Source organism: Leucobacter sp. cx-328, from assembly GCF_014530035.1.
Lineage (GTDB): Bacteria > Actinomycetota > Actinomycetes > Actinomycetales > Microbacteriaceae > Leucobacter.
Genome location: NZ_JACVMX010000003.1, coordinates 262,553 through 289,393, shown reverse-complemented (window position 1 = coordinate 289,393; position 26,841 = coordinate 262,553). Strand labels below are relative to the sequence as shown.

Here is a 26,841-nt window from a genome sequence, read left to right as displayed (position 1 = left end):
CTAGTCGTCGAGCAGAATCGTCTCGCCGTGCGTGAGCAGCGCGTCGCCGTGCAGGTGCAGGCTGGTCACGAAGTCGTCGATTGCCACGCGCGAGGGATGCTCGGGCGACATGTCCTCGCCCATCGCGAAAACGGCGTACACGAGATCTGCGCCATCGAGCGTACGAACAACGCCCGCGAGCGAGTGCACCGAATTGATGAAGCCGGTCTTGCCGCGCACGGCATCGCCGACGATGGCGTTCTCGCCAGTGAAGCGTGCGCTGTACATAGTGCCGTTCGGCCCGGTGCGGCTCAGCCGGTCGTCGAGCATGCCAAGGATTCCCTCGCGCAGTCGCGCGCGGCGAATGAGATCCGCGATAGTGCGCGCGGGCACCTTGATGTAGTCGCTCAGACCAGAGCCGTCCTGCAGCTCCACACCCTCGGTGGGGACGCCAAGGTCGCGCAGCACGCCGGTGAGGCCACGCTTCACCCCGTCGAAGGTGCCGTCTTCGCCGCGCTCGATCACCGCGAGTTTCGCAAGCGCTTCCGCGAGCCCGTTGTCCGAGGTGCGCAGGCACTCGCGCACGAGTTCCTCGATCGTGTGTGACTTCGCGACCGCGAGTTCTTCGGCATTTGCGGGAGCGGATCCGCGCACCACCGCAATATCGTCCCCCAGGAAGGCGGCAAACGCACGCGCTGCGTTCCCAGCTGGATCGGCGCTGCGGGGACTGTCGTCTGCAGCGGGATCCTCGCGATCGCCGTCTGCCTGGAGTGACGAGATCATCGGGATGTAGCCTTCGGGGTTGCGGTCTTCGTCAAGCCACTGGCCAGTGAGCCACTCGCCGCCAGCAAAGAGCGAATCGTCGTAGACCAGGCGGGTGGGCGCCTCATTGCCGAGTGCCGCGAGGGTGTCCCGTGCGAGCACGTCCATGCGAGCGGGGGAGTCGTAGTACGTTGGTCCGTCATCAGGCACCCGGCTGAGGGTGACGTCGCCGCCACCGATGATGACGATTTCGCCCGGTGCCGATCCGCGCACCACGCGTGTCTCGATACGACGGTCCGGGCCGAGCTCGTGCAGTGCGGCAGCGCAGGTGATTGTCTTCATGACGCTGGCGGTCTCCTCGCCGCGGTCAGCGGCGCGTTCGAGGAGCGAGCGGCCAGTATCGGCCTCAAGTACCAGGATACGGGGACGCGTGAAGCGCGGGTCGGTCGCCCGAGCGAGGATAGTTTCGGTGCTGGTCATCTGCTCTTCCTACTGCCCTTCGACGTGATCGTTCGAGGCCTGCGCCGCAGCTGGCTGGCGCATGGTTGGGACTGCCGCGAGCAGCTGCTTCGTGTACTCGTGTTCTGGGCGGAGGAGCACATCCTCCGCGGCGCCAGCCTCGACGATGCGTCCCTGGTGCATAACGAGCACGCGGTCACCAATGTTCCACGCGACGCCGAGGTCGTGGGTGATGACCAGACAGCCGAGGCCGAGGTTGCGCTTGAGACGCAACAGCAGCGCGAGGATCTCACCACGCACCGAGGCATCGAGCGATGCGACGGGCTCGTCGGCGATGATGAACTCCGGTTCAAGCGCGAGTGCGCCCGCGATGACGACGCGCTGACGCTGACCGCCGGAGAGCTCGTTCGGCAGCTTCGCGAAGAAGCGCTCTGGCGGAGACAGCTCGGCAGCAATGAGCGCCTCACGTACACGCTGGCGCTCGTCACCCTGCAGACCCTGCACCCGAATGCCCTCTGCGATGAGCTCGTAGACGGTGTGCTTGGGGTTGAGCGCTGACATTGGGTCCTGCAATACGAACTGCACGCTTCCGCGGTAGTCACGCAGGTCGCGCTGCTTGCGGCTGAGCGGCTTGCCGCGGAAACGGACGTTGCCGCCCGTCGGTGCCTGGAGCCCGAGCACCGTGCGAACGAGGGTGGTCTTGCCAGAGCCTGACTGGCCGACGAGAACGGTGATCTCGCCCTCGCGGCAGCTGAGGTCGACGCCGTCGACCGCGCGCACCTCACCGACGCGCGTCTGGAAGCGCACCGACAGGTTGTCGGCGCCGAGCAGCTCGTCGCCTGGCCCCTCCGGCACAACGCTCACGACGGTCGTGCTGCCTGGCTCACTCTGCTTCCGGCTTGCGGGGTTCATCCGGCTCTTCGGATCGCCGATGACCGGCACCGCGTCCGTGAGCGCGCGAGTGTGCGGGTGCTGCGGGTTCGTGAGGATATCGAGCGAGGGGCCCGACTCCACAATCTCGCCGTGGTACATGACCGCGATCTCCTTGCACGTGCGCGCAAGTACCGAGAGGTCATGGGTGATCATGAGGAGCGAGAGACCGCGGTCTTCGACGAGCTTCGTGAGGAGGTCGAGGACGCGCTCCTGCACGATCACGTCGAGCGCGGTGGTCGGCTCATCAGCGATGATGACCTCGGGGTCACACGCGAGTGCCATCGCGATCATGACGCGCTGCTTCTGGCCGCCAGAGATTTCGTGGGGGTACGAATCTACGGTGCGCGCCGGCAGGTCCACCTGCTCGAGCAGCGAGATGACCTCGGCGCGGTAGGCGTTCTTGCCACGCTTGGTGTGCGCCTTCGGATCGTGGAGCTCCATGGCTTCAGCAATCTGCTTGCCGATGCGCTGTACCGGGTTGAGCGAGTGCATCGCGCCCTGGAAGACAATCGATGCTTCCTTCCAGCGGACGGCTCGCACCTGACCCCAGGAGAGCTCGTTCATGTTCTTGTCGCCGAGCTTGACGGTGCCGGTGACGGTCGCGCTGTCGGGGAGCAGACGCAGCGCCGACATGATGAGGGTCGACTTGCCAGACCCTGACTCGCCAGCGATGCCGAGCGTGCCGCGCTTCGGAAGACGGAGCGTGACGTTCTTGACCGCTTCGTAATCGATCGGCTCGCCTGCCTCATTGCGGGTGCGGTAGGAGATCGAGACATCCTCGAACTGCAGTGCATACATTAGCGACCTCCGAGCGTCGGGTTGACCACGGTCTCAAGGGCGCGGCTCACGAGGGTGAAAGAAAGAACAACGATGAGGATCGCGGCACCCGGGGCCACAATGAGCCACCAGAATCCTGCAACCGCGGCACCCGAGCCCATGGCCTGCTGGAGCATGGTGCCCCATGAGATACCGCCACCGTTAATACCGAGGAAGGCAAGCGTTGCCTCTGAGATGATCGCGACGCCGACCGCAAGCGAGGTGTTTGCGAGGACGAGCGGCATCACGCCAGGCAGAATATGGCGCCAGGTGATGTGCGACTGTGACGCGCCGAGTGCGCGTGCGCGCTCAACGTAGCCGCGGTTTTCGAGCGACAGGGTCTGCGCGCGGATCATTCGCGCGGTACCAGCCCACGAAGTCACACCAATCGCGACCACAATCGTGAAGGTGCTCGAGCCGAGCACCGCGCCCAGCACGATCGCGAGAACGAGGCCGGGAATGATGAGGAAGAAGTCGATCACGCGCATGACAATTGCGGATCGCCAGCCGTGCAGCGTGCCTGCCATGAGGCCCATCAACGTACCGATGATCATCGACGTGATCGTTGCCGCGATGCCAACCGTGAGCGAGGTTCGCGCGCCCCAAATGAGGAGCGGCAAGACCGAGCGGCCGAGATAATCCGTGCCGAGCCAGAAGGTGCTTGAGGGAGCCTCGAATGGGCGACCCTCGGCGTTCGTGGGGTCGAGCACTGAGACATCGGCGATGAGGGGCGCGCACGCCGCGAGGCCGAGCACGATGATGAGCACGATGAGTCCGATGACGCCACCAGGCTGCTTCGCGAATGCGCGCCAGTTGGCACGGGCCGCATCGGCACGGCGCTTCCGCGCGAGGGTGCGAGCGCTGGTCGTTGAGACTGTTGCAGTATCCATTTCCGTCGCCGCCTTTCTATGCCGCACGAACGCGGGGATCGATGAAGCGGTAAAGAATGTCCGCAAAGAAGTTCATGACGATGACGATCGTCGAGAACACCACGAAGGTGCCTTGCAATACGGGGAAGTCAGGTCCCTGAATCGCTTGGAAGGTGAGGAAGCCAAGGCCTGGCCAGGAGAACACTGTCTCGACGGTGACCGCACCGCTAATAAGGCCGGCGAGCTGCAGGAAGATCATGGTGACGGTCGGCAGCAGAGCGTTCGGGAGTGCGTGCTTGCGACGCACGCCATCCTCGGGGAGGCCCTTGGCCCGAGCGGTCACGAGGTAGTCCTGACCGAGTTCTTCAATGAGTGAGGAACGCATGATGAGGACGTACTGCGCATACGACGCGATTGAAAGCGCCAGTACTGGGAGTACGAGGTGGCGTGCAACGTCGAGGACGTGTGCCCAACCAGTCAGGTCCGAACCGACGGTGACCATGCCGCTGCTCGGGAAGAAACCGGTGCCGGAGAAGGCGAGGAGCAGAAGCAGGCCGAACCAGAAGGTGGGCATCGACCAGAAGAAGAGGGAGGTCCAGGTGGCCGACTTATCGAACCAGCCGCCGCGCTTCCACGCAGCACGCTGACCGACCCATACGCCGAGGCTAACGGTAAGCACCATCGAGACGCTCATGAGGAGCAGCGTCGGGCCGACGTACTGAGCCATGAGCTCGGTCACGGGCCGACGGAAGACAAAGGAGGTACCGAGGTTGCCGTTGAGCAGCCCCACGAGGTACTCCCAGAACTGCACGAGAACGGGCTTGTCCAGACCGAACTGTTCTCGCAGCTGTTCCATTTGGTCCGCGGTGACCCGGCGGCCTCGAGTCATCAAGGCCACCGGGTCGCCGGGGAGCACGCGGAACGCGAAGAACCCGAGCAGCACTACCATCAGCAGGCTGACTGCTGAACCGCCCGCCTTGACGAGTAAGTACCGCCAGGTACTTCCGCCGTGACGTACGTCAGCGCTTTCGTCAGAGGCGTGACCGGTCATCGGTTTCGTCTCTGTTTCTGGGGCAGCATTGCCCGGATTCACACGTTCCATTGTGCTTTCACTTACTTTCGGTCGTCCGCGTTCTGCTTACGACGAGTGGAGAGGAAGATAGCCGCAGCCGCGATCACGACGACTGCGATGCCGCCGCCAACGATCCAACCGGTTGCGCTACCCGAACCTGCTTCGTCCTGGCCCTTGATGGTCGCCTGAGCGATCGAGAAGCGGTTGTAGGGCGAGCCATTGACCTCTACGAGGTTCTCGAGACGGTCGGTGCGGTATGCGCCGAGTGCGTCGTCGTAGTAGAACATCGCGGTGTTGCCGTGTTCGTAGATCATCTGGAGAGCCTGGTGAACGAGAGTCTCGCGCTTCGCGGGATCGAGCTCAGTGTGCTGTGCCTTGAAGACCTTGTCGTACTCGGGGTCACACATGCCCGACTGCGAAGAGTTCGAACCACCGGGGGTCTCGGGGAGCACCTTGCAGGTGTTGATCGAGAGCATGTAGTCGGGGTCGTCCGAAACGCCCCAGCCATCGATGTACATGTCGTACTCACCCTTGGGGAGCAGTTCGCCCATTTCGTCCCAGTTGGTGTTCTTGAGCTCCATCTTGATGCCGAGGTCGGTGAACCACGACTCGACGAACTCTGCGGTAGCGGTGTTCGCGGTGCTGCCACCGTTGAACATCATGCGGAGCGTGATGGGGTTGCCGCTCTTATCGAGGCGGTTGCCCGAAGCGTCGGTGGTGTAGCCAGCCGCTTCGAGCGACTTTGCTGCTGCTTCAACACCCATGGGGAGTGCAACGTCTTCGAGCTCGGTGAACATGCCACCGGGGCTGCCGGGAGGCAGGATGGTCGGGCCCTGGCTGCCGAGGCCGTTGAGCACACGATCAACGAGGACATCGCGATCGATAGCCTGGCCGAGTGCGCGGCGGAACGCCTGATCCTCGAGGACCGGGTTGTTGTCGCCGAATGCCTCGCCGCCGGTGGTCTTCCAACCGCCGTTGATGGTGAGGTTGAAGAAGTGCTTCGACTTCACCTGGTATGCCTCGATGCCGTCGACGCCCTTGAGGGAATCGAACTGCGCCGAGTTCAGGCCGCCGAGCATGTCGATCTCGCCATTACGGAGTGCGAGCACAGCAGCATCGGTGTTCTTGAAGCCAACGATGTGGAGCTTGTCGACACCGGTCTCGCCGCGCCAGTAGTGCGGGTTCGCCTTCATGGTGATCGAGGTGCCCTGCTTGTACTCATCGATGATGAAGGGGCCGCTGCCCACGACGTCTTCGGTGTTTGCGTACTCGTCGGGGTTGTCAATCTTTTCCCAGATGTGCTTCGGGACGATCGGCAGGATGCCGGGGTGAAGCGGCGTCGGGTCTGCGGTGATGATCTCGACGGTCTTGTCGTCAGTCGCGACGACCTTTTCGATGTTGCCGACCGACTCTCCGTTCGCAACCTGGAGCGCCTTGTTGTTCATGACAGCCTCGTACGTCCAGACGACGTCGTCAGCGGTCACGGGCTCACCGTCTGACCAGGTTGCCTCTGGCTGGATCTCGTAGGTCCAGGTCTTGCCGTCAACCTTGAAGTCTTTCGCGAGGATCCCGCCGTAGTCGCCGGTCTCAACGATGCCTGCGAGCGGCTCGTACTCGTAGTCGAGCACGATGAGCGCCTCGTTGAACACCGCGGTGAACGGGTTCAGCGTGTCAATCTGGCTCATGTCACTCGAGAGGCGGATCGACGACTCGGCGTCGCTGGAATCTGCTGCAAACGCAGCAGTCACCGGTGCAACAGCGAGCGCGAGCGCTGCGGTCGTTCCGATGAGTGGTTTCATGATCTTCATTACCGGATCTCCTTTAATTCGGTTGTCACACGAAATGGGTTTGTGAGGCGGTGCCGACCTGGGGCCGCGCCAAGTGTGTTGTTGCCATGGCGGGTGAGGAGCGCGTTGACTCTGAACGAAACTTCGCTGTTTCGTTGTGCTGTCGTGTGTAGACGCATCGTTCACCCCATCATGACCGTGCTGATTCAAAGATATGAATCGTATTTCTCGTTTCGAGTTACCCCGATAGTAGGGGTACTTCCAAGAGTTTGTACAGACAATTCAGTGGACTTTGTGTGATTGTGATCGAATCTTCGATGGAACTTACGTTTCAAATCATTGGTTACTGAGAGGGCGCGCGTGTTCGCGCGCGATACTCACGGTTGCCTGAGCGCTTCCGTGAGTAGGTCGATGCGTTCCATGAGCGATGAAACGAAGATGTGTTCGGTGACCGCGTGGGCGCCACCGCCGCGCGGGCCGAGGCCGTCGAGCGTTGGAATGCCGAGTGAGCCGAGCAGATTGGTATCGCCCGCGCCATGCGCTGGGCGCCCGCTCACGGTTTGCCCGATGCGGTGTGCGGCTGAGGTGACTTCGGCAAGGAGTGCGGTATCGCGTTCGCTTGCTTGCCACGCCGGCCTGCTGCTCAGGGTTTCGACCGTGAGCTGAGCGCCAGCGCGGCAGGGAGCGAGACTCGCGAGTCGATCGAGCACTGAATGCTCCGACTCGGGGTTCACGAAGCGCAAGCCGATCTCGGCACTCGCATGATCGGGGACAACGTTGGTGCGGCCACCGCCAGCCACAGTCCCGACGTTGCAGAGCACCGGCGACACAAGCGTAGGGTCATTCGTGATCTCGCGCACGCGCATGAGCTGATCGACGAGTTCATCTATGGCAGAGATTCCGTGTTCCGGATCGAGTGCAGCGTGCGAGGCCTTGCCGGTGATTCCCAAACGCAGGCGCGTGCTGCCCCAGCGCCCCACCTTGAGCGCCCCGTCAGGGTGGGGGGACTCAAAGCCAAGTACCCCAGCGACGTCTGCCGCGGCTGCCCGAAGCAGGCCCTGCGTGGTGGGCGATCCGATTTCTTCGTCGCAGGTCAGCACGATCCGCGCCCTGCGGTGGGCGTGACCGGCCAGCCGTGCGAGTGCGGCGTGCATGATGACAATGCCCGACTTCATGTCGAATGCGCCTGGGCCTGCGATGCGGTCGCCGTCATGGCTCCACGGCACGTCGCCTGCGAGGGTGCCAACCGGCCAGACAGTGTCTGTGTGTCCGACAAGAAGTAACGGTGCGCGCCCGGCGTCCTCGCCCGCACCACCCACGTCGATCGTGAGGCTCGTGCCCGCTTCGGTGCGGGTGTGGGTGACGGCAGCATCGAGGCGCGAAAACTCGGCCTCGATGAGTTGAGCGATCTCGTCGCTCGCCTGGGTATCAAGGCTCGGGGATTCGATTTCGACGAGCTGACGAAGCAGCGCTACCTCATCGACCCCGGCGTTGCGGTCTGATGATTCTAAAGTCATGTTACGAAACGTATCCCAGACTTTGGACTCTGGCAATAGCCGAAAAATAAAAGCCTTGCCGGACTGTGGTCGGAGACATAGGATACGAATCATGATCACAACGATGTCGATCGGGACCGCTGTCGCTCCCAGTCCACGGACCACACTCGCGCACCTGAATGCTCAGGGTGGTCGCGGGCTATTCGGCCGAGAACTCTCGACGTACGAAGACTTCCGTGCAGCGAATGAACTCTACGTTCGGGTGTTCGGTTACGAAGATCCTAGCTTTGCGCTGAACCCAAACCTTATGTTTGCGCTCAAAGACAACGGCGGGTCGGCCGTCGGTGTGTATACCCGCAACGAAAAGCTTGTGGGTTTTGCATACGGCTTTGCCGGGCGCGATGAGCATGGCCGCGACTTTCACTACTCGCAGTCGGCTGTTGTTGATCCCGCGTATCAAGGTTCCGGTATCGGCCGTGAGCTCAAGCAGCTCCAGCGCGCGGTCGCCGAACGTTGGGGGCACACGACGATGCGCTGGACGTTTGATCCGATCCTTGCCCGCAATGGACACTTCAACTTCGGTACCCTCGGCGCTACCGGCACCGGCTTCCTCCACGACTATTACGGTCGGAGTGAGACTGATCGACTCATCGTTGAGTGGGCAATCGGCGATGCTCCGACGCCCCATCTCGCACTGCGCGGATCGACGCCGCCCCGGCTCACCACGGCACAGTGGGCGACCCCGGTCGAAGACGAGCATGGTGTTTGGGTTTCGTTACCCACTGATCAGGACGCTGCTGCGACCGCTGAAATTCGAGGTGCTCTCGCCGGTGTGCTCGGCGGCCTTATTTCCGACGGCCACGTCTTGATCGACTGCCGCCGTATAGATGAACTTTCCGCCGCGTATCTTGCGGTGCCAGCGGACCGGCCGCCCACACCCCACGAGGAGAGCGCATGAAGCACGAAGAGGAAGACGCACTCAACCGTTCGCTCGTCTCACCGCAAGATCGGTTTGGCGAACGGCTGAAGACCAACCTGTCTGCTGAGGGTATTCAGTCACAGGTGATCGAGAGCGAACTCAGTTCGCTCGCACAAACACTTGAAGAGCTCGCGGAGACCGGTGATGTTCCCCGTGCGGCCGCCCTCATTCTGAGCGCGCGCCGGCGTTACATCGGCGGCGAGGGAAAATCTGCGGCCTACGCGCAGCTCCTGAACGCCGACCTGTCTGCGACGCTGTCCAACGTGTTCCTCATCGATGGACGGGGATTGTCGCCAATCACGGTGCTCACCGATGTGCGCGCGAGCGACGTGCTCATCGTGTTCTCGATGCGGCGCTACCGTGAGGAAACCATCAAACTTGGTCGACTCTTCAAAGAGGCTGGTGGTCAGCTCGTCGTCATTACTGACAGTGAAGAATGCCCGCTCGCGCACTATGCGACGGCACTCATCAAGGTACGCACGGGTTCTGTCTCATACGCGGATTCCCCGACCGCGGTTGCCGCGGTCTGCCACCTCCTCAGCACGCTGACGACGGCGAGCGCGAAGGGTGCGCGACGTCGTCTGGCGGTGCGTGATCAATATGCGGCGCAAATTGCGCTGTATCAGCCGGGACATGGAGCAGGGGAGTAAACGTGACTGCAGTGACAATTCAGCGTGTGCGCGTATATTCAATGGGCCTCCCGTTGCGGCACAGCTTTCAGACAAGCTCCCACCGGAAGTCTGGCATCGAGCACCTGCTCGTAGAGCTGACTGACTCCGATGGGCGGATCGGTTGGGGCGAGATCGCTTCACCGAGTGACCCATTCTTCTGCTCAGAGACCATTGATACGGCCTGGCTGCTCGCAACGAAGTACTTGGCGCCAGCGGTGCTCGGTGCATCGTGGGATTGGCCCGAGGAACTCGAAGCGACGTGGGCGAAGGTGCGCGGGCACGAGTTCGCGAAGGCTGGCTTCGCTGGTGCGGCGTGGGATCTGTTCGCCCAGCGCGGTGGTGTCTCGCTGTCGCAGGCCCTCGGTGGCACGCGCACCGAGGTCGTCGCTGGTGTCTCACTCGGGATCGAACCGTCGATTGACGCGCTGCTTACTCAGGTGGCGCAGCACACCAGCGCGGGCTACGGCCGCGTAAAGCTGAAGATCGCGCCCGGTTGGGACGTCGAGGCCGTGCGTGCGGTGCGCGGAGCGTTCCCCGCGCTCGACGTTCACGTCGATGCGAATGGCGCCTACCCCCGTTCGGTGGAATCGACTCGTATCTTCCGTGAACTCGACACTCAGGGGCTCACGATGATCGAGCAGCCGTTCGGTGTGCGTGACTTCGTATCGCACGCCGAACTGCAGGCCATGATTGAGACGCCGATCTGTCTCGATGAATCGGTCGTGACGATTGAAGATCTCGAAACGATGTTGCGCCTTGATGCTGGACGCATTCTCAACATCAAGGTCTCGCGGATGGGCGGTCTTTCGCAGGCGAAGCGCGCGCACGATGTTGCTGCAGACGCTGGTGTGCCCGTGTGGTGTGGTGGCATGCACGAGTTCGGCATTGGGCGTGCTGCAAACGTTGCGATCTCGTCGCTGCCGAACTTCCTGCTGCCGTCGGATGTCTCCGGTTCAGATAAGTACTACGAGCGTGACATCATCGACCCGCCAGTGGTCGCGGTCTCTGGTGTCGTCGCGGTGCCGACCGGAACGGGCCTCGGGTTCGAGGTAGACACCGCACGTATCCAAGAGCTTTCGACCGCAATTTTCGATTCCGCTGAGGAGGATCTCGCATGACCACTCGTTACCCGGTCATCGACGGCCACAATGACCTTGCATGGGCATGCCGTATCGACCGTAAATACTCGGTTGCCGAACTCGACACCGGCGTCCCGAACCTGCAGACTGACCTGCCTCGCCTCGCGGCTGGCAACGTTGGCGGCCAGTTCTGGTCGGTGTGGGTGGATCCTGTGCTTCAGGGAGCAGAGCAGGTCGTTGCGACCCTCGAACAGATCGACTTCGTCTACCGCTTTGTCGACACCTATCCTGACCAGCTCCGCCTGGCGCGCACGGCAGCTGATGCCCGATCCGCGCTCACTGACGGCAAGGTTGCCTCGCTGATTGGCATTGAGGGCGGTGCCCAGATCGGCGGATCGCTTGCAACACTCCGTCAGTTCGCTCGCCTCGGTGCCCGCTACATGACGCTTACCTGGTCGCGCACGATTGACTGGGCAGACTCGGCAACCGACGAGCGTGTGCATGGCGGACTCACCGACTTCGGCCGCGAGGTCGTACGTGAGATGAACCGCATTGGTGTGCTCGTCGACCTGGCGCACGTGTCACCCGACACCATGCGGCACGCGCTCGAGGAGAGCACACGCCCCGTGATGGTGAGCCACTCTGGTGCGAGCGCGATCTGTGACCACAAGCGCAACGTCCCTGACGATGTGCTCGCGAAGATTGGCGAGGGTGGTGGCGTTGTCATGGTGGCGTTCGTTCCCTCGTTCCTCAACGAAGAGCGCAGGCTCTGGGTTGAGGCCGGTGAGGTCGGCGAAGCGCCGTACGTCGGCGTCGAAGATGTGGCAGATCATATCGATCATGTCCGTAAGATTGCGGGTGTCCACGCGGTCGGCATTGGCGCGGACTACGACGGCACCGATGCGTTGCCTACAGGACTCAGCGATGTGTCTGGCTACCCGGCACTCTTTGCCGAGCTGGAGCGTCGTGGCTGGACCGAGCCTGAGCTGCGCGGTCTCGCGCACGAAAACGTACTTCGCGTCCTCGACGCGTCGGACGACGACTACCGTGCATTCCTTGCTGGCACTGCCGGTGAAGCTGCTGCGCCCGTGATCGTCCCCGCGGTCGATACCGAACAGCGAAACTGAAAGAACTAAGGAATTCCCCATGACTAGCCCGCACACCCCGAGAGCACTCGTGGTCGTCAACTCGCCGAGCTCGGGACCGCGTCGCCTCGCAACGTGGCTCGAACATGCAGGAGTCGAGGTCGTCGCTGTTCACGGCGCCGACGGCCTTCCTGAAACGCTTGACGGGTTCGACGGTCTCGTGCTGCTCGGCGGCGGACTCATGCCAGACGACGACGAGCGCGCCCCCTGGCTGCCAGCAGAGCGCGATCTCGTGCGCCAGGCAATCGAACAGGACTTGCCAACGCTCGGTATTTGCCTAGGTGCGCAAGTGATCGCGAAGGTCGCCGGCGGCGAGGTCCAGGCGAAGACCGGCCCGAAGGAACGCGGGGCGACCGCGATCCACACCACGCCGGCTGGCCGTGAAGACAGTGTCATTGGTGTGATTGGCCACTCGGCCCACATGATCGAAAACCACGAAGACATGATCACGCGGCTTCCCGAGACCGCGGTGCTGCTCGCGTCGAGTGATGCGATCGAGAACCAGGCATTCGTCATTGGCGAGCATGTGCGTGCGGTGCAGTTTCACCCCGAGGCCAGTGCCGCAGATCTGCAGAATTGGGATGATGCAGCGCTCCGCGAGGAGGGGCTCGACATTGCCGACCTGCTGGCGGCAGCGCGTGCGGTGCACGGTGAGAACACGTCTGCGAGCCGGCAGCTGATCGATGCGTTCGCTGCAGAGATGGGCGGATCGCCCCGCATCGTCGCTGCCGCAAAGGGCGCGCTCGATGAGGCCGCCGCGGCTGCCGCGACTGAGGTTGCGCCCGCCGTGAGTGTGGCGCTCTTTGACCGCACCGGCATCATTGCTTGGCGCGGAATCGGCGAGCCCCGCCGCGACGGTGACGCCACTGCCAGAGACACCGTCTTCCGTATCGCGTCAATGTCGAAGAGCTTCCTCGCGGCAACTGCCCTCGCACTGAGCGATGAAGGGCGGCTCGATCTCAACCGAGATTTGGACGAGTACGTTCCTGGGGTCCTGTTCCGGTGGCAGGGCGAAGCCCGACAGGTGACCGTAGGTGAGCTCCTGGCGAACCGATCGGGCATGCCTGAGGACAATGCGTACGGCGACCGCGCCCTCGGCGTCACCCGGGAGGAAATTGCCGCGCTCGGTGAACACGGCTTCGAACTCACCGCACTGCCTGGCGAGAAATACCAATACTCGAACATCGGCATGTCCTACGTCGGTCGTGCAATCGAAGCAGTCACCGGAAATACCGTTGAGTCAGAGGTGCGCTCGCGCTTCCTCGGCCCGCTCGGGCTCGACTCGACACGTTACGAAGCGGGAGAGTACGTCCCCGGTCACGATCTTGCGCACGGTTTCCGCACCTTTGACGACGGTGCGAGCTTCGTACCCGAACCATTCGTCGGCTCTGGCGCGCTCGCGTGCATCGGCGCACTCTTCAGCACGGTCGATGACATTGCGGCCTGGTCGGCTTTCCTCGCCTCTGGGTTCTCGGTCGCTCCGCTGCGCCCCGAGGTGCTTTCGGCACACAGCCGCCGCGAAATGCAACGCGTGCATGCGGTTATTCCCGTCGGCGATGCTGGCCCCTATCGCGATCTTGCGGCGCTCGGTTATGGCTACGGGCTCGCAGTTGAGCACGATCGTCAGCACGGCAGAATTGCCCAGCATTCCGGCGGTCTTCCTGGCTTCAGCTCGCACATGCGTTGGCAGCTCGCGACCGGCATCGGTGCGGTGGCATTCGGAAACTCCGATGTCTTCCGCACGGAACGCCTCGCCGCCGACGCACTCGTTCGCGTGCTCGCTGCGGTCGACGCTCCCGCTGAGGAGACGCGGCCATGGCCAGCCACCCTCAACGCTGCCGAGGTACTTGACGCTGCGATCCGCCACAATACGACGTTCGCAGACACGGGTGTGCTCGCGACCAACGTGCTGCTCGATGTTCCCGAGCCGGTTCGGCGGGCGCGGATCGATGCCTTGCTCGCCGACATCGGTCCGATCTCTGCCGGTCAGTCGGCATTCGCTTCGCGGATTCACTCAGCAGACGATGCTGCCCACTTGCGCTGGTCGATTGCGTGCGATCGCGGTGAGTTGTTCTGTGAGGTCCGTCTGATTGGTCTCGCAGAACCCCTCGTGCAGAGCCTGTCAGTGACCTCGGCCGAGGCATCAGAACTCGACGGACGGCGCCCACGCGTCATCATCGGCTAGTCGGCCACTCAAATCTACCCCCGTTCACTCGAAGGAGAGATGAATTGAAGAAACAGCACGTTGTCGTGGTCGGTGGCGGCCTCATCGGTCTGAGTTCGGCGTACGCGCTGCTGCGCGATGGCCACCGAGTCACGATCATTGAGCGCGACCATCTTGGCGCTGGCGCCGCCACTGGCAACGCTGGTGAACTCACTCCGCAGCAGGTTGCCCCGCTCGCGTCGCCAAACACAGCTCGCGACGTTTTGCGTGGCGTGTTTACGCGCACTTCCTACCTCTCGATCGATGCCCTGCGGCTCCCAGCGCTCGCGGGCTTCGGCCTTGGCTTCATCAAAGCGTCGGGTAAGCGCGGCACTGCCCGCGGATCGGCAGCCCTCGCCCAGTTTTCTGGTGAGATTCTGCCCGCGATGCACCGTATGGCCGCAGACGGTATTGACATTTCGGGTGGTGGCGACGGCTACCTCATGACCTGCTCAGAGGAAGGCGCGCTGCAGGCAGCGCACGCAGGCTACCAGCATCGCGCCGACCTCGGCTGGGGCGAGGCGCCTGGCAAGATCATGCGCAACGCTGAACTTGCGGCCCACGAGCCAACGCTTGACCCCGGCGTCACCGGTGGCTTCATGCTGCCCGCAGAATTCTCGCTGGATCCCGTGACGTTCGTTGCGAGCCTCGCCGACCACATTCGTGCAGCTGGTGCCGACGTGCGCACCGGACTTACCGCACTGCGCCTTGGCCAGGGCGCGAGCGTTGAGTGCGAAGACGAGATTCGCCAGCCCGTGACGATCTCTGGTGACAAGGTGGTCGTCGCCGCTGGTGCGTGGACCACGCCGTTCTTGCAGCGCTCAGGCGTGCGCTCGACCAAGGTGGTCTCGGGCAAGGGCTACAGCTTCACGGTGTCCGTTGAGACGATGCCATCGACCCTCATTCACGCGATGGATCGCCACTGCGTCGCCATTCCTATGCACGGCCGCTTGCGCATCGTCGGCATGATGGAATTCGACCAGCAGCCCACCCGCATGAACCGCGATCGATTTGACGTGCTGACTCGCGCGGCAGCCGGACTCATCACCGGTGGCGACTGGGAAAATCGCACCGATGAATGGGTTGGCCCGCGTCCCATGACCGCAGACGGCATGCCCTTGCTTGGCCGCGTGCCTGGCCGCGCAGACGTCATCGTCGCGTCTGGCCATAACATGCACGGCCTCTCGCTCGGCCCCGTGACCGGTGAGGTGGTTGCAGACCTCGTCGCGAACCGCGTTACACAGGTGAAGGGGAAGAACCTTGACCTGACGCCGTTCGCGGTGCGCCGCTAGGGATCCGCGCCCGCGCCTCACCTACAACCCAGCGCTGCTGACCGCCGCCGCAACAATACTTGCGCGCATGGTCGGCAGTGCTGTCTGCGTTCTGGTGGGGTGTACGCGGTTCGTAAACAGGACGAGTGAGAAGGAGCCGCCAGGCTCAGTGAGAAATGCCGTGCCGGTGAAGCCAGTGTGGCTCACTGCGGTGCGTGGGGTCGCAGCACACCATGGCTCTGCTCTGCGGAGACCATAGGTGTGCTCGTAGGGCGCTCCGGCTGGCAACTGCACTGGCTCGGTAAGCCAAGTGTGAACCTGGGGAGTCAGCCCAGTGCCCGTACGCACGGTCTCCGCGAACCGCATGATGTCTGGCGCGGTGCCGAAGATTCCTGCGTTGCCCACAGCACCGCCGAGCGCGAACGCTGTCTCATCGTGCACCTGTCCCTGCACCATGCCCCGGGCCGGCTGGAACTCTGTCGCTGCGATGCTCGACCAGTGCTCGCGGGCAGGCAAGTACCCGGTGCCGCGCATTCCGAGCGGATCAAGCACTCGGCGCCTGACAAGCTCAGGAAGCGGTGCTTCGGCGAGCGCTTCGGCGAGGTATCCGGCCCAGATGAAGTTCAGGCAGGAATACTCGTGTTGCGGCATGGGTACACGGCTCGGCTGTGCGGCTGCGCGAAAACGACGACCTCCCGGATCGGGAGAACGGTCTGGCCACGTTGGGGTGAACCCAAAAGTGTGGGTGAGGAGGTGACCGACGGTAAGCGATTGTGCTTCTGGCGTGCGGAACTCGGAGAGCACCTCAGCGACGGGCAGCTCCGGTCCGTAGCCGCGCTCCGCGAGCTCGGTGAGCAGGGTTGCCGCTACGAGCGGCTTGGTGAGCGAAGCGAGGTCAAAGGCGGTGTCACGAGTGACCGGCTTGCCAGGCACAGTGGTTGGAACGTCAACGCTGTCGTACTGGCGGGTCGTGCCCAGCGCATGGTCGCTGACGACTGTGCCATCCACGGCTGTGAGCAACACTGCCCCGCAACCGATGCCGGGGGAGACCACGCGCTGCAGCAGGCCATCGAGCGTGTCTGTCGAGCGTGCCAAGGTCATCGCTTTGATCCGCGTTGCGTGACGATGCCGCGGACCACCTCGAGGTAGCTCGGCGCGTAGGCTCCCCAAGAGCTCTCCACTTTGGTGATGTCGAGCTTGCCGGTGTGGATCTGTTCGCAGAGCCGCGTCCAGCCCTCACCGGTCGCTGCGGTCAACGCCGAAGCGACTCCGGCGTTGAGTACGCTGCCCGCGCCGGGGATGAGTTTTAAGAAGCTGCTCGCGAGTGCGCGCCCCGCAAACTGTACGCCCACCTGCGCGAGGCCGGCAGCTGACATCATCGTCGTGAGATCAAGATCGTAGATGGCAGCGATCCGCCCCATTAGTCCGAGTTGGATCGGCGCGAGGACCACGGCGTCTGCAAGCGGGAGAGGGACTGCGGCAGCTGCGCCAGCGGCGGCCACGGCAGCCTTGGTCGCGGTGCGCGCCATCTCCCGTTTCCACGGGAGGTTGAGTCGTTGGGCGACGCGAAAGGAATCCTTGACGCGTTCTGGCGAAAGCGCCAGGGTTTCTTCGACAAGTTCACCGAGTCCGTGACCCGACCCCTTTCCGTCACGGTCCATGGTCGAGGTCGGCATGACTCGCTGGTATGGGATGTCAATGGGCGTGCCGTTGTCCTCGGGACGCTCCAGCCAATCCATGAACTCAGAGAGCGCCTTCACCGGTCGTCGTACGCCGGTAATTGGGTTGCGGTCCCAGTCCACCTTGGTGAGTACCAGCATGACCGGCAGGCCACTCGCATCGAGCTCGCGGATCATTTCAATATCTGCTGGTGTGAGACGGGCGTCATTGGCTTTCACGCAGTACCAGACCACCGCGATCTGGGTATCGGCAGGATGCTTCGCGATCTCCGCAAGGTGCTGCCGCAGCTGTTCGCGCGGTGACACCGACGAGCCAATCTCGAAGCCCTCGATGTCCCAGATACCCAGTGAATCGTCCTGGTAGTACTTCACGCCCCGTGTGACCGGAAGACCGGCCCCCGTCTTCGCGAGATTCCGACCAAAGACCGCGTTCACGAGCGATGACTTGCCAACGCCTGTCCCGCCAACCACCGCGAGATTGAAGCGCCCAAACTCCGCCTGCGCAGTGCTGCGAGACTCGATGAACGCGCTCGGGTCAAGCGGAGACGCGCCTCGCTTCGTTGCGTCGGTCTGAGGTGCCTTCGAGATAGGAGCCTTATCCACCGGAGACGAAGCGGGTAACGAAGTCTGATTGGACTCTTCTTCGTGAGGCATGAGATGGCTCCTTCTTCACTCAGACACTTTCGGAGAACGATACATCTACTACTATGCATCGCCCGAGGCTGAGGCGCGCGTAAGCTGAGAAATTATGACCTCAGTGTTCAGTGCCGCATACCGACGAGTCATTGACCGCCAGAACTGGCGTTGGGCACAAACAGCGCAATTTCGACTTCTGCTCGGCTGCGTGTCCCTCACCGGTGGCGTGATACTCGCGGTTACCCCGTTTGCCTCACTCCAGGTACTCGTCATCCTCTTCGCGTGCGGCATGCTGCTCAACGCGTTCCTCCCTGGCTCGCTCACGAGAAAGTCCGCAACACGCGTCCTCTCGGTGTTCGCCCGGGCCGCGTGGTGCATTGCCGCAGCGGCAGTGCTCCTTGTCCCTGCGCTCACCATTGCATTGCTCACCCTGATCCTCGCTGCCGCGCTCGTGATCAGCGGTGCGGTCAAGCTCGTACAGGCAGTTCTTGCGCGACAGGAGGGGTGGATCGCAGACCTGTGCTTTGCCATCGCGTGGATTGCCTTCGGTATCGTTGCGTTCGCCTGGCCCGACCTTTCGGTGTTCGCGCTCGCCGCAGTGTTTGGTGTGCAGCTCATGCTGTTCGGCCTCGAGAACATCGGCACTGCGGTGCGGACGCTCCGTAGACAGCACATGCGCGAGGATGGCAAGGGCCGGAACGCGCAGCGGGAACGGATGCGCCGATGGGGTCGCCCGATCGCCGCTGGTCTGGTGTGCGCTCTCGCGTTCGGCTCACTCTGGGTGAGTACCAAGCTGTCCGGGACACCGACCCCTAGTGCTTTCTATGCTGCCCCAACGCAGATTCCCGCGGAGCCAGGCACCCTGATCAGATCAGAGCCGTTCGAGACCGACATTCCCGCAGGCAGCGCTGGCTGGCGCATCTTGTATTCGACGACCAGCGCTGACGGTACCGCAACCGTTGCGTCTGCGATCGTGGCGGCACCGTCTGGGGTGCGAGACGCGCCCGTAATCGCGTGGGCGCACGGCACGACCGGAGCTGCGACTGGGTGCGCACCCTCATTGCTTTCGCATCCGTTCGAAGCCGGTGCGCTGCTCAACGCAGACGCTATGCTTGCCACAGGATGGGGCATTGTCGCAACTGACTATGCAGGGCTCGGCACGCAGGGCACCCACGGATACCTCGTGGGTGAACCAGCGGGACGCAACGTCCTGGACGCAGTCCGCGCGGCGCAGCAGCTTGAGGCCGCAGACCTCGGCACCCAGACCGCAATCTGGGGCCACTCGCAGGGTGGCCACGCTGCTCTTTGGGCTGGCGGAGTCGCGTCACGCTACGCACCTGAGCTCGATATCGTCGGCGTCGCGGCACTTGCGCCAGCGAGCGACCTCCCCGCGCTGCTTTCCGGCCTCACCCAAACCCGGGTCGGAAGCGTCTTTGGTGCATTCATGATCACCGCATACGCAGACACCTACGACGATGTCACGCTCGGAGCATACGTGCGACCCGGGGCGCGGATCCTCGTCGATGAATACGCTCAGCGCTGCCTCACCGACCCAGGAACGCTCGCTTCCATCGCGACCGCTTTGCTCGCAGACGGCACCGTGTGGCGTGGCGACCCGGTGCACGGTCCGCTGCTCGAGCGCGCTGCGGAGAACACTCCGACCAAGCTCATTGACGCACCCGTATTCATCGGCCAGGGCGGGGGAGACACGCTCGTGCTTCCCGCGGTGCAGGCGCAGTTCGTGGCGGATCGCTGCGCAGCGGGACAGGCCATCGAATATCGAACGTATCCGGGCCTCGACCACATGGGGGTCGTTGGTGACGACTCTGCGCTGCCAGGCGACCTCATCGCGTGGACGGCGGATCGGTTCACCGGCGCCGAATTCGCCCCGACCTGCTGATAGGGCGTGCTGCTGTGCGATCCGCGTCCTACGCGACCGGCCCAGCCAGCACCATGCGGGGACGACTCACTGCGATGCCAGCAACGACCTGCAGCACGAGGATCCCGCCCAGTAGCCAGAGTGGAGCATTCCACGAACCCGTGACAGAGTGCAGCGCGCCGAAGAGAATTGGGCCGAGGCCAGCCAGGAGATACCCGAAGCCCTGTGACATCGTCGACACGAGCGCCGTGGTCTGCACATCGGGTGAGCGCCACACGATGTAGGTGAGTGCCAAACCGATCGCAGCGCCCTGGCCGAGGCCGAGCAGCGTCATCCAGAGGTAGGTGCCGTGCAACGGCGAGAATGCGAGTCCGAGGTATGCGGAAGCCGGCAGGAGCGCCGCCACCACGAACGGGACCCACGTGGGGCGGACACGCTGAGCGATCATCGGCGTGAACAGTGACGCAACGAGGCCGGGGAGGGCAGTGAACGCGATCAGGAGACCGGCGGTGTTCTTGTCCACACCGAAATCCTGCAGGAGCGCAGGGAACCAGGTGAGGCTCACGTAGTACGAGAGACTCTGCGTGCCCATAAGGATGGTGATGGCGATCGCGACTCGATCCCTGAAGAGATCTCGGAGCCGTGGGGTCGCGTGTGACGCTGAATTCGATGGTGTGGTGTCGGTGGTGCGGGCTGCCGGATCCGCGCCCACCTCGCGTGGACGAAGCATCTGGGGAAGGAACAGCAGGAACGCCGCCAATGCAGGCAGCGCCCAGACGCCGACAGCGGGGCGCCAACCGCCGGCAGCAACTGCCAGGGGAGCGGTGAGGCCAGAAGCGGCAGAGGCACCGACGAACATTGCCGTGGAGTAGAAGCCCATCATGAGGGCAGAACGAGAAGCGAAATCCTGCTTGATTGCGGCAGGCATCACGACGTTCGTGATGGCAATTGCGGCGCCGATGCAGACGGTACCGGCGAAGATCCAAAGCATTGACGGTGCGAGACGCAGGGCGATTCCCGCAGCCAACACGAGCATCGTGAGACCGAGTAAGCGGTGCGTGCCGAGCTTGCGCACGAGCACAGGGGTGAAGAAGGCGAAGACGCCGAACGAGAAGACCGGGATCGTCGTAAGGAAACTGGCGACCTCAGCTGACAGACCGAGATCGGTGCGGATCTCCAGCAGCACCGGGCCAATCGCCGCGATGCCTGGACGCATGTTGAGGGCGATCAGCATGAGTCCCGCTGCGAGCAGCACGAGGCTCCAGCGAGAACGGGCAGGCTGGGTTGCCGACGCTGCCGACGCTGCCGACGCTGCCGACGCTGCGGTCGTGTTGTGCAGTGCGGGCACGGTCGGCACTGGTGCGGTGCGTGGTGTGCTGGGGGAGGCGAGGTTCACTCTGATGCTCTTTCCGGGAAACGAGACAGCCCCCAAGCGGACCTGCCCGGTGACTCTATGACCCAGTGAACCTCCTGGCTTCATTGGCGTACCACCAATAAACTGACGAGTAATGACTGAAACACGCCACGATGCATTTGATCCCGAGCTCAGCCTGTTGCTCGGGCACGATGAGCGCACGCCAACGCAGACCCACGTACAAGGCCACCTGGTCTATCCCGCGACAGGCGTGCTGTCAGTCGTCACGCAGCACGGGGCATGGATCGCGCCGTCCAACCGCGTCATTTGGATCCCCGGGGGCTTCGAGCACGCGCACCGCGCCCACGGTCACACAGATATGCGGGTGATATTCCTTGATGCTTTGCTCGCCGCTCTGCTTCCCACACACCCTGCCGTACTGGTCATGACCCCGCTCGCGCGCGAAGCCATGCTTGCGGCAACGGGAGCGGATCGGCGCCACACCGTCGAGTCCCTCACGCGGCTGCGCGAGGTCATCATTGACGATGTGGTTGCCGCCCCAGAGCAGCCACTGCACCTGCCGGTGCCGGAGGACGATCGGCTACTCGCGGTGACTCGCTTGGTGCAGGCGGACCTCTCTCACCCCGCGACGCTCGCAGATCTCGGACGCAGGGTCGGGGCGAGTGAGCGGACGTTGAATCGACTGTTCCGTGCTGAGACCGGAATGGGATTCGTACACTGGCGGACCCAGCTTCGGGTGCATCACGCGCTGCTCATGCTGACAACCGGAACCTCGGTCACCGAAACCGCTGTTGCCTGCGGGTGGTTGAACCCGAGCGCGTTCATCGACGCCTTTACCGTGTTGGTCGGGCAGACTCCTGGGCGGTATCAGCGGTCGCTGCGTTGATGCGGTCGGAGGGCGGGGGTAGATGGGAAAAAGTGTCTCCGCTATGACTCGGTGACGCGAAACGCAGGCAAGACGGGTTTCCTTGCGTCGAATTTTCGTGTAAATTCTTAGTTTGTGATGTCGCGTCTCTGCTGAACAACTCGTTCAGGCCGGCATTCATCTCCCCTCAGCTTTGATGCGATGGTGTGAGTACCTCAAGTGTTGTGATCTAGAAACTCGATTTTCCGGATGCAATTGCTTAGATTGATTGGTCTTTTATTTTCACCCCTGCTACTCCTGTGGCTCTTTCACATATTTCTTGGCTCCAGGCCGACTGCGACATCTATGTTGCAAACATTGGCGGCGAATTCGCTGGATATGTTGCGATCGACGGAACTACTTTTACCGCCCACGACGCGCACAGTAGCGCGCTGGCGGAGGTGAGTTCCTTGAGCAGCGCTTGCGCGCTCGTGGAATCTCACGTCACTAAACGTCTCACTGGAGCGGCCAGTTCTGGTCGCCAGGTAAGTCGATTTCCTCGGCACCACTGTCGAGGCACAACTGACCGTTTCGGTCTTCTCACTACGTAAGGAAATAATTATGGCAACTGGAACAGTGAAGTGGTTCAACGCCGACAAGGGCTTCGGCTTTATCGCACCTGACGACGGATCTGCTGATCTTTTCGCACACTTCAGTGCAATCAACAGCAGCGGCTACCGCAGCCTTGAAGAGAACCAGAAGGTTTCGTTCGAGGCAGAGCAGGGTCCGAAGGGCCCGCAGGCAGCAAACATCCAGGTTATCTAAGTAAAACCTGATTCACAGCGGAGTATCGGTGTATCCGGTACTCCGCTGTTGTGTACTCACGCATTCGTGCCTCTGAGCACACGTTGGCGGCTTGCGACCACACTCGGTGCAGGGTGAAAAGCGTGACAGCTAAGGTGCACTTTTGCGGCACAAACAACAAAGGGAAGTAGCTCCGAAAAGCTACTTCCCTTTGTTTATGAGGTGGTGCGCAAGGTGGGACTTGAACCCACACGCCCGAAGACACTAGAACCTAAATCTAGCGCGTCTGCCAATTCCGCCACTCGCGCATTGTGCCCGTGGGCACCGTTTTAGCCTAGTGGGTTTTGTGAGCAGACGTAAACTTCATAGCCGCGTGTTTTTGCGGCGGAGTGCCTAGCGTTCGATGATCTCTGCACCCTCGGGCAGCTGCGCGCCCGCGGGGAGTCGAACAGTGACGAAGCTTGCGGGATCCGCGCTCGGGTTCGACGCGCCGTGAGTTGCAACCGGAGCAATGACGACGGGAGCGATGGGAGCTGCTGCTGCGGGCGCATCGTCCTTGTGGCCGTGCTGACTCATACGGTCGATCCATGCGAGTGCGAGTGCCGAAATAATGAAGGCGACGTGGATGAGTACCTCCCACATGACACCCTCAGAGGAGTAGATGACGCGGTCGGCGCTGTCCTTCACGATGCCGTTTTCCATGCGACCGACCTCGATGAAGGTCTTGAGCAGGTGGATCGACGAGATCGAGATGATGGAGATCGCGAGCTTGACCTTGAGGAGGTTCGCATTGACATGTGAGAGCCAGTCAGGCTCATCGTGGTGGCCATTGACGCGGATCTTTGAGACGAACGTCTCGTAACCGCCAATGATGACCATGATGAGGAGGTTCGCGATCATGACGATGTCAATGAGGGCGAGCACGCTCAGCATGACATCTGTTTCGTTGATCTGACCCGTGATGATGACGTTCTCGATGAGATGCCAGAGCTCAACGAAGAACAGCACAACGTACACGGCCTGCGCGATGATCAGACCAAGGTACAGGGGTGCCTGAAGCCAGCGGCTGGCAAAGATGAAGCCCGCAAGCGTGCGCGAGGCAGCGCTCGGTCCCTTCGCGGCGGTGCGTTCAATATGAGGTTGGCTAGAGCGGGACACGGGCGGCCTTTCGGTCGTGGGTAAGTTGTTAAATGTTAGCGCAGCACAGATGTCAAGGCGCTACACTTAAACCCGCGAAGGGGAGTATTCCACTTCTTCATTGTCGTCAATACGTAGTGCTCCGTGGCGCTGCCGGCATGGAGCAGGCTCAAACTTGAGTTTGGGAAGAGACTTTCAGAATCTGCCGCGCCAAAAACGCGGCCTACTGAAACAGGAGTCTGAGTGAACTCGGTTCTTCCATTCTGGTTCGAGGCCGGCTCAATGATCGTCCTCGTGACGATCCTTATCGTCGATCTTCTGATGATCATCAAACGACCGCACGTGCCGTCGATGCGCGAGGCAAGCTTGTGGGTTGGGTTCTATGTGCTGCTTGCGCTGGTCTTCGCCGGAGCAATTTTCTTGCTGGGCGATGTCCAACACGGCACAGAGTTCCTTGCAGGTTGGCTCACCGAGTACAGTCTCTCGATTGATAACCTCTTTGTCTTCGTGATGATTCTCGCGAGTTTCAAGGTGCCGACGGCGTATCAACAGCGCGCACTGATGGTTGGCATCGTGCTGGCGCTGATCTTCCGCGGCATTCTCATTGTTGCTGGCGCTGCGGTAATCGAGCGTTACATCTGGGTCTTCTTCATCTTTGGTGCGTGGCTCATTTGGACCGCAATTCAGCAGGTGAAGCATGACGATGATGCGCCCGTAAAGGACGGCATGATGGTCCGCCTTGCAAAGCGCTTCCTCCCATACTCCGAGGAATTCGATGGTGGCCGCATGGTGACCAAGATCGACGGCAAGAAGCTCATCACACCGATGCTGCTCGTCTACATCGCGCTTGGGAGCACTGACGTCCTCTTCGCGCTCGATTCGATTCCCGCAATCTTCGGTATTACCCAGAGCCCCTTCATTGTCTTCACTGCAAACGTGTTCGCCCTCATGGGTCTGCGCCAGCTCTACTTCCTGCTTGGTGGCCTGCTCGAGAAGCTCGAATACCTCAAGTACGGTATCGCTGCAATTCTTGCGTTCATTGGTGTGAAGCTGGTGCTGCACGCGCTGCACGAGAATGAACTTCCGTTCATCAACGGTGGCGAGCCGGTGCACGTTCCCGACATTACGACGGGTATGTCACTCGGCTTCATCGTCCTCGCAATGGCTGTTGCAACGATCTTCAGCGTTGTGAAGATGAAGCGCGTCGCAAAGGAGACCGGCGAGCGTCTGCACCTTGGCGCTGCCGAGCTTCCGAAGGACGACTCAGGGAAGTAATTTCTCCCAGAGTTCTGCCATTCCAGGGCGCCTTACCAATCGGTAGGGCGCCCTGAGTGCTAGACTCCCGACATGCGTTCGTGGCAACAGCTTCTTGTTTGCCGCGGCGGGGAATAGCCCATATCGGTCGCCCGCCGCGGAGTCTTTGTGATGACCGGTTTCACGCGCGGGCGATGAGTTTTCGCGCATGCAGAGAATGAAGAGAAGCAAACATGACTGAGCAGAGCAACGTTTCGACGAAGCCCCGCACCCTGGCAGAGAAGCTGTGGGACGATCACGTCGTCGTCAAGGGTGAAAACGGCGATCCTGACCTGATTTACATCGACCTCCACCTCATTCACGAGGTGACGAGTCCGCAGGCATTCGACGGTTTGCGCATGGCAGACCGCCCGTTGCGCCGTGTCGACCTGATGATCGCAACTGAAGATCACAACACTCCCACGCTGAACATTACGCGTGAGATCGAAGAGCCGACCAGCCGCGTGCAGATTGAGACCCTTCGTAAGAATGTCGCAGAGTTCGGTGTGCGCGCACACCCGCTCGGCGACAAGGAGCAGGGCATCGTTCACGTTGTCGGCCCGCAGCTCGGTCTTTCAATGCCTGGCATTACGGTCGTCTGTGGCGACAGCCACACGTCGACTCACGGCGCGTTCGGCGCGCTGGCATTTGGCATTGGCACGAGCGAGGTAGAGCACGTCATGGCGACGCAGACGCTCCCGCTCAAGCCGTTCAAGACCATGGCGATCAACGTCGATGGCGATCTCCGCCCCGGCGTGACGGCAAAAGACATCATCCTTGCCGTGATCGCCCAGATCGGCACGGGCGGCGGCCAGGGCTATGTCCTGGAATACCGGGGCTCTGCGATCCGCGCACTGTCGATGGACGGTCGCATGACGATCTGCAACATGTCGATCGAGGCAGGCGCACGCGCGGGCATGGTCGCTCCTGACGAGACCACGTTCGAGTACGTCAAGGGCCGTCCCCACGCTCCCGAAGGTGCTGACTGGGACGCGGCAGTTGAGTACTGGAAGTCGTTGCCCACTGACGAGGGTGCGACCTTCGACAAAGAGATTTTCATCGACGCGAACTCGCTCGAGCCGTTCGTGACATGGGGCACCAATCCTGGTCAGGGCGTCGCGCTGAGCGATCGTGTGCCGGTTCCCGCAGACATTGCGGATCCGAATGAGCGCGCCGCCGCAGAGCGTGCCATCGAGTACATGGCGCTCGAACCAGGCATGGACATGAAAGACATCAAGGTCGACGCAGTGTTCATGGGTTCGTGCACCAACGCGCGCCTCGACGACCTGCGCGAGTTTGCTCGGCTGATTGAGGGCAAGCAGATGGCAGAGGGGATCCGCCTTATGGTGGTTCCCGGTTCCGCACGCGTGCGTCTCGAGGCAGAAGCTGAGGGTATTGACAAGATCGTCACTGACTTCGGTGGCGAATGGCGCTTCGCTGGTTGTTCGATGTGCCTCGGTATGAACCCCGACCAGCTCGCTCCCGGTGAACGTTGCGCTTCGACTTCGAACCGTAACTTCGAGGGACGCCAGGGCAACGGCGGCCGCACGCACCTCGTGTCGCCGCTCGTGGCAGCAGCGACCGCGATCCGCGGTACGCTCTCGAGCCCCTGGGACCTCCAGGAAGACCTGGCCAACGGTGTAGACCACGCAGCTCAGAAGGTTGAGGCGTAA

The 26,841-nt window shown here is 62.3% G+C and carries 21 protein-coding genes and 1 tRNA gene; 11 read left to right on the top strand and 11 right to left on the bottom strand.

Annotated elements, in window-relative coordinates:
• From ICL81_RS06195 to ICL81_RS06170, 6 genes are all read right to left on the bottom strand, one after another.
• Entirely contained in the window at positions 1-1,221 is a 1,221-nt protein-coding gene (locus ICL81_RS06195; protein WP_188034044.1) for a D-alanyl-D-alanine carboxypeptidase/D-alanyl-D-alanine-endopeptidase, read from the bottom strand.
• A 9-nt stretch (positions 1,222-1,230) separates the two neighbouring features.
• Positions 1,231-2,931, bottom strand: coding sequence for an ABC transporter ATP-binding protein (locus ICL81_RS06190; RefSeq protein ID WP_188034043.1), 1,701 nt, complete (start codon positions 2,929-2,931; stop codon positions 1,231-1,233).
• Positions 2,931-3,839 (bottom strand): ABC transporter permease, encoded by a 909-nt coding sequence (locus ICL81_RS06185; RefSeq protein WP_188034042.1) that lies wholly within the window; start codon positions 3,837-3,839, stop codon positions 2,931-2,933. The genes ICL81_RS06190 and ICL81_RS06185 overlap by 1 nt, the downstream gene beginning before the upstream one ends.
• 16 nt (positions 3,840-3,855) lie before the next feature.
• On the bottom strand, positions 3,856-4,920 hold the full coding sequence (locus ICL81_RS06180; protein ID WP_251381837.1) for an ABC transporter permease: 1,065 nt from the start codon (positions 4,918-4,920) through the stop codon (positions 3,856-3,858).
• 11 nt (positions 4,921-4,931) lie between these two features.
• The gene (locus ICL81_RS06175; RefSeq protein ID WP_188034041.1) at positions 4,932-6,698 is read right to left on the bottom strand and encodes an ABC transporter substrate-binding protein; all 1,767 of its coding nucleotides are present in this window, start codon (positions 6,696-6,698) and stop codon (positions 4,932-4,934) included.
• Positions 6,699-7,054: 356 nt separating this feature from the next.
• On the bottom strand, positions 7,055-8,194 hold the full coding sequence (locus ICL81_RS06170) for a M20/M25/M40 family metallo-hydrolase (RefSeq protein ID WP_188034040.1): 1,140 nt from the start codon (positions 8,192-8,194) through the stop codon (positions 7,055-7,057).
• A 91-nt stretch (positions 8,195-8,285) separates the two neighbouring features.
• On the opposite strand from ICL81_RS06170, the gene ICL81_RS06165 reads away from it, so the two are divergent.
• Genes ICL81_RS06165 through ICL81_RS06135 form a run of 6 tightly spaced genes read left to right on the top strand, consistent with a single transcriptional unit; the run spans position 8,286 to position 15,542 of the window.
• Complete coding sequence (locus ICL81_RS06165) at positions 8,286-9,131, top strand: GNAT family N-acetyltransferase (RefSeq protein WP_188034039.1); 846 nt, start codon at positions 8,286-8,288, stop codon at positions 9,129-9,131.
• Positions 9,128-9,802 (top strand): MurR/RpiR family transcriptional regulator, encoded by a 675-nt coding sequence (locus ICL81_RS06160; RefSeq protein ID WP_188034038.1) that lies wholly within the window; start codon positions 9,128-9,130, stop codon positions 9,800-9,802. The genes ICL81_RS06165 and ICL81_RS06160 overlap by 4 nt, the downstream gene beginning before the upstream one ends.
• Before the next feature lie 2 nt (positions 9,803-9,804).
• Positions 9,805-10,941 (top strand): o-succinylbenzoate synthase, encoded by a 1,137-nt coding sequence (gene menC, locus ICL81_RS06155; RefSeq protein WP_353055441.1) that lies wholly within the window; start codon positions 9,805-9,807, stop codon positions 10,939-10,941.
• Positions 10,938-12,029, top strand: a complete 1,092-nt coding sequence (locus tag ICL81_RS06150) for a dipeptidase (protein ID WP_188034037.1) — start codon at positions 10,938-10,940, stop codon at positions 12,027-12,029. The genes menC and ICL81_RS06150 overlap by 4 nt, the downstream gene beginning before the upstream one ends.
• 19 nt (positions 12,030-12,048) lie before the next feature.
• Complete coding sequence (locus ICL81_RS06140) at positions 12,049-14,232, top strand: serine hydrolase (protein WP_251381835.1); 2,184 nt, start codon at positions 12,049-12,051, stop codon at positions 14,230-14,232.
• On the top strand, positions 14,190-15,542 hold the full coding sequence (locus ICL81_RS06135) for an FAD-binding oxidoreductase (RefSeq protein WP_353055448.1): 1,353 nt from the start codon (positions 14,190-14,192) through the stop codon (positions 15,540-15,542). Before ICL81_RS06140 ends, ICL81_RS06135 begins: the two co-directional genes overlap by 43 nt.
• A gap of 21 nt (positions 15,543-15,563) precedes the next feature.
• Here the strand turns inward: ICL81_RS06135 and ICL81_RS06130 are convergent, their stop codons facing one another.
• Complete coding sequence (locus ICL81_RS06130) at positions 15,564-16,622, bottom strand: serine hydrolase (protein WP_188034035.1); 1,059 nt, start codon at positions 16,620-16,622, stop codon at positions 15,564-15,566.
• The gene (locus ICL81_RS06125; protein WP_188034034.1) at positions 16,619-17,854 is read right to left on the bottom strand and encodes a GTPase family protein; all 1,236 of its coding nucleotides are present in this window, start codon (positions 17,852-17,854) and stop codon (positions 16,619-16,621) included. Before ICL81_RS06125 ends, ICL81_RS06130 begins: the two co-directional genes overlap by 4 nt.
• Positions 17,855-17,948: 94 nt before the next feature.
• On the opposite strand from ICL81_RS06125, the gene ICL81_RS06120 reads away from it, so the two are divergent.
• Entirely contained in the window at positions 17,949-19,736 is a 1,788-nt protein-coding gene (locus ICL81_RS06120) for a lipase family protein (RefSeq protein WP_188034033.1), read from the top strand.
• A 28-nt stretch (positions 19,737-19,764) separates the two neighbouring features.
• Here the strand turns inward: ICL81_RS06120 and ICL81_RS06115 are convergent, their stop codons facing one another.
• Positions 19,765-21,111 (bottom strand): MFS transporter, encoded by a 1,347-nt coding sequence (locus tag ICL81_RS06115; RefSeq protein ID WP_188034032.1) that lies wholly within the window; start codon positions 21,109-21,111, stop codon positions 19,765-19,767.
• Between the two features lie 112 nt (positions 21,112-21,223).
• Between ICL81_RS06115 and ICL81_RS06110 the strand changes: the two genes are divergently transcribed.
• A complete protein-coding gene (locus ICL81_RS06110) occupies positions 21,224-21,976 on the top strand; it encodes a helix-turn-helix domain-containing protein (protein WP_188034031.1) in 753 nt (250 codons plus the stop codon).
• Between the two features lie 579 nt (positions 21,977-22,555).
• A complete protein-coding gene (locus ICL81_RS06105; protein WP_188034030.1) occupies positions 22,556-22,759 on the top strand; it encodes a cold-shock protein in 204 nt (67 codons plus the stop codon).
• Positions 22,760-22,961: 202 nt separating this feature from the next.
• Here the strand turns inward: ICL81_RS06105 and ICL81_RS06100 are convergent.
• Positions 22,962-23,046, bottom strand: a tRNA-Leu gene (locus ICL81_RS06100).
• An 85-nt stretch (positions 23,047-23,131) separates the two neighbouring features.
• A complete protein-coding gene (locus ICL81_RS06095; protein WP_188034029.1) occupies positions 23,132-23,896 on the bottom strand; it encodes a TIGR00645 family protein in 765 nt (254 codons plus the stop codon).
• 222 nt (positions 23,897-24,118) lie between these two features.
• Between ICL81_RS06095 and ICL81_RS06090 the strand changes: the two genes are divergently transcribed.
• Positions 24,119-25,150, top strand: a complete 1,032-nt coding sequence (locus ICL81_RS06090) for a TerC/Alx family metal homeostasis membrane protein (protein WP_188034028.1) — start codon at positions 24,119-24,121, stop codon at positions 25,148-25,150.
• Positions 25,151-25,362: 212 nt separating this feature from the next.
• Positions 25,363-26,841 carry a 3-isopropylmalate dehydratase large subunit gene (gene leuC / locus ICL81_RS06085; protein WP_188034027.1) on the top strand — a complete coding sequence of 493 codons (1,479 nt, stop codon included), beginning with the start codon at positions 25,363-25,365 and terminating at the stop codon, positions 26,839-26,841.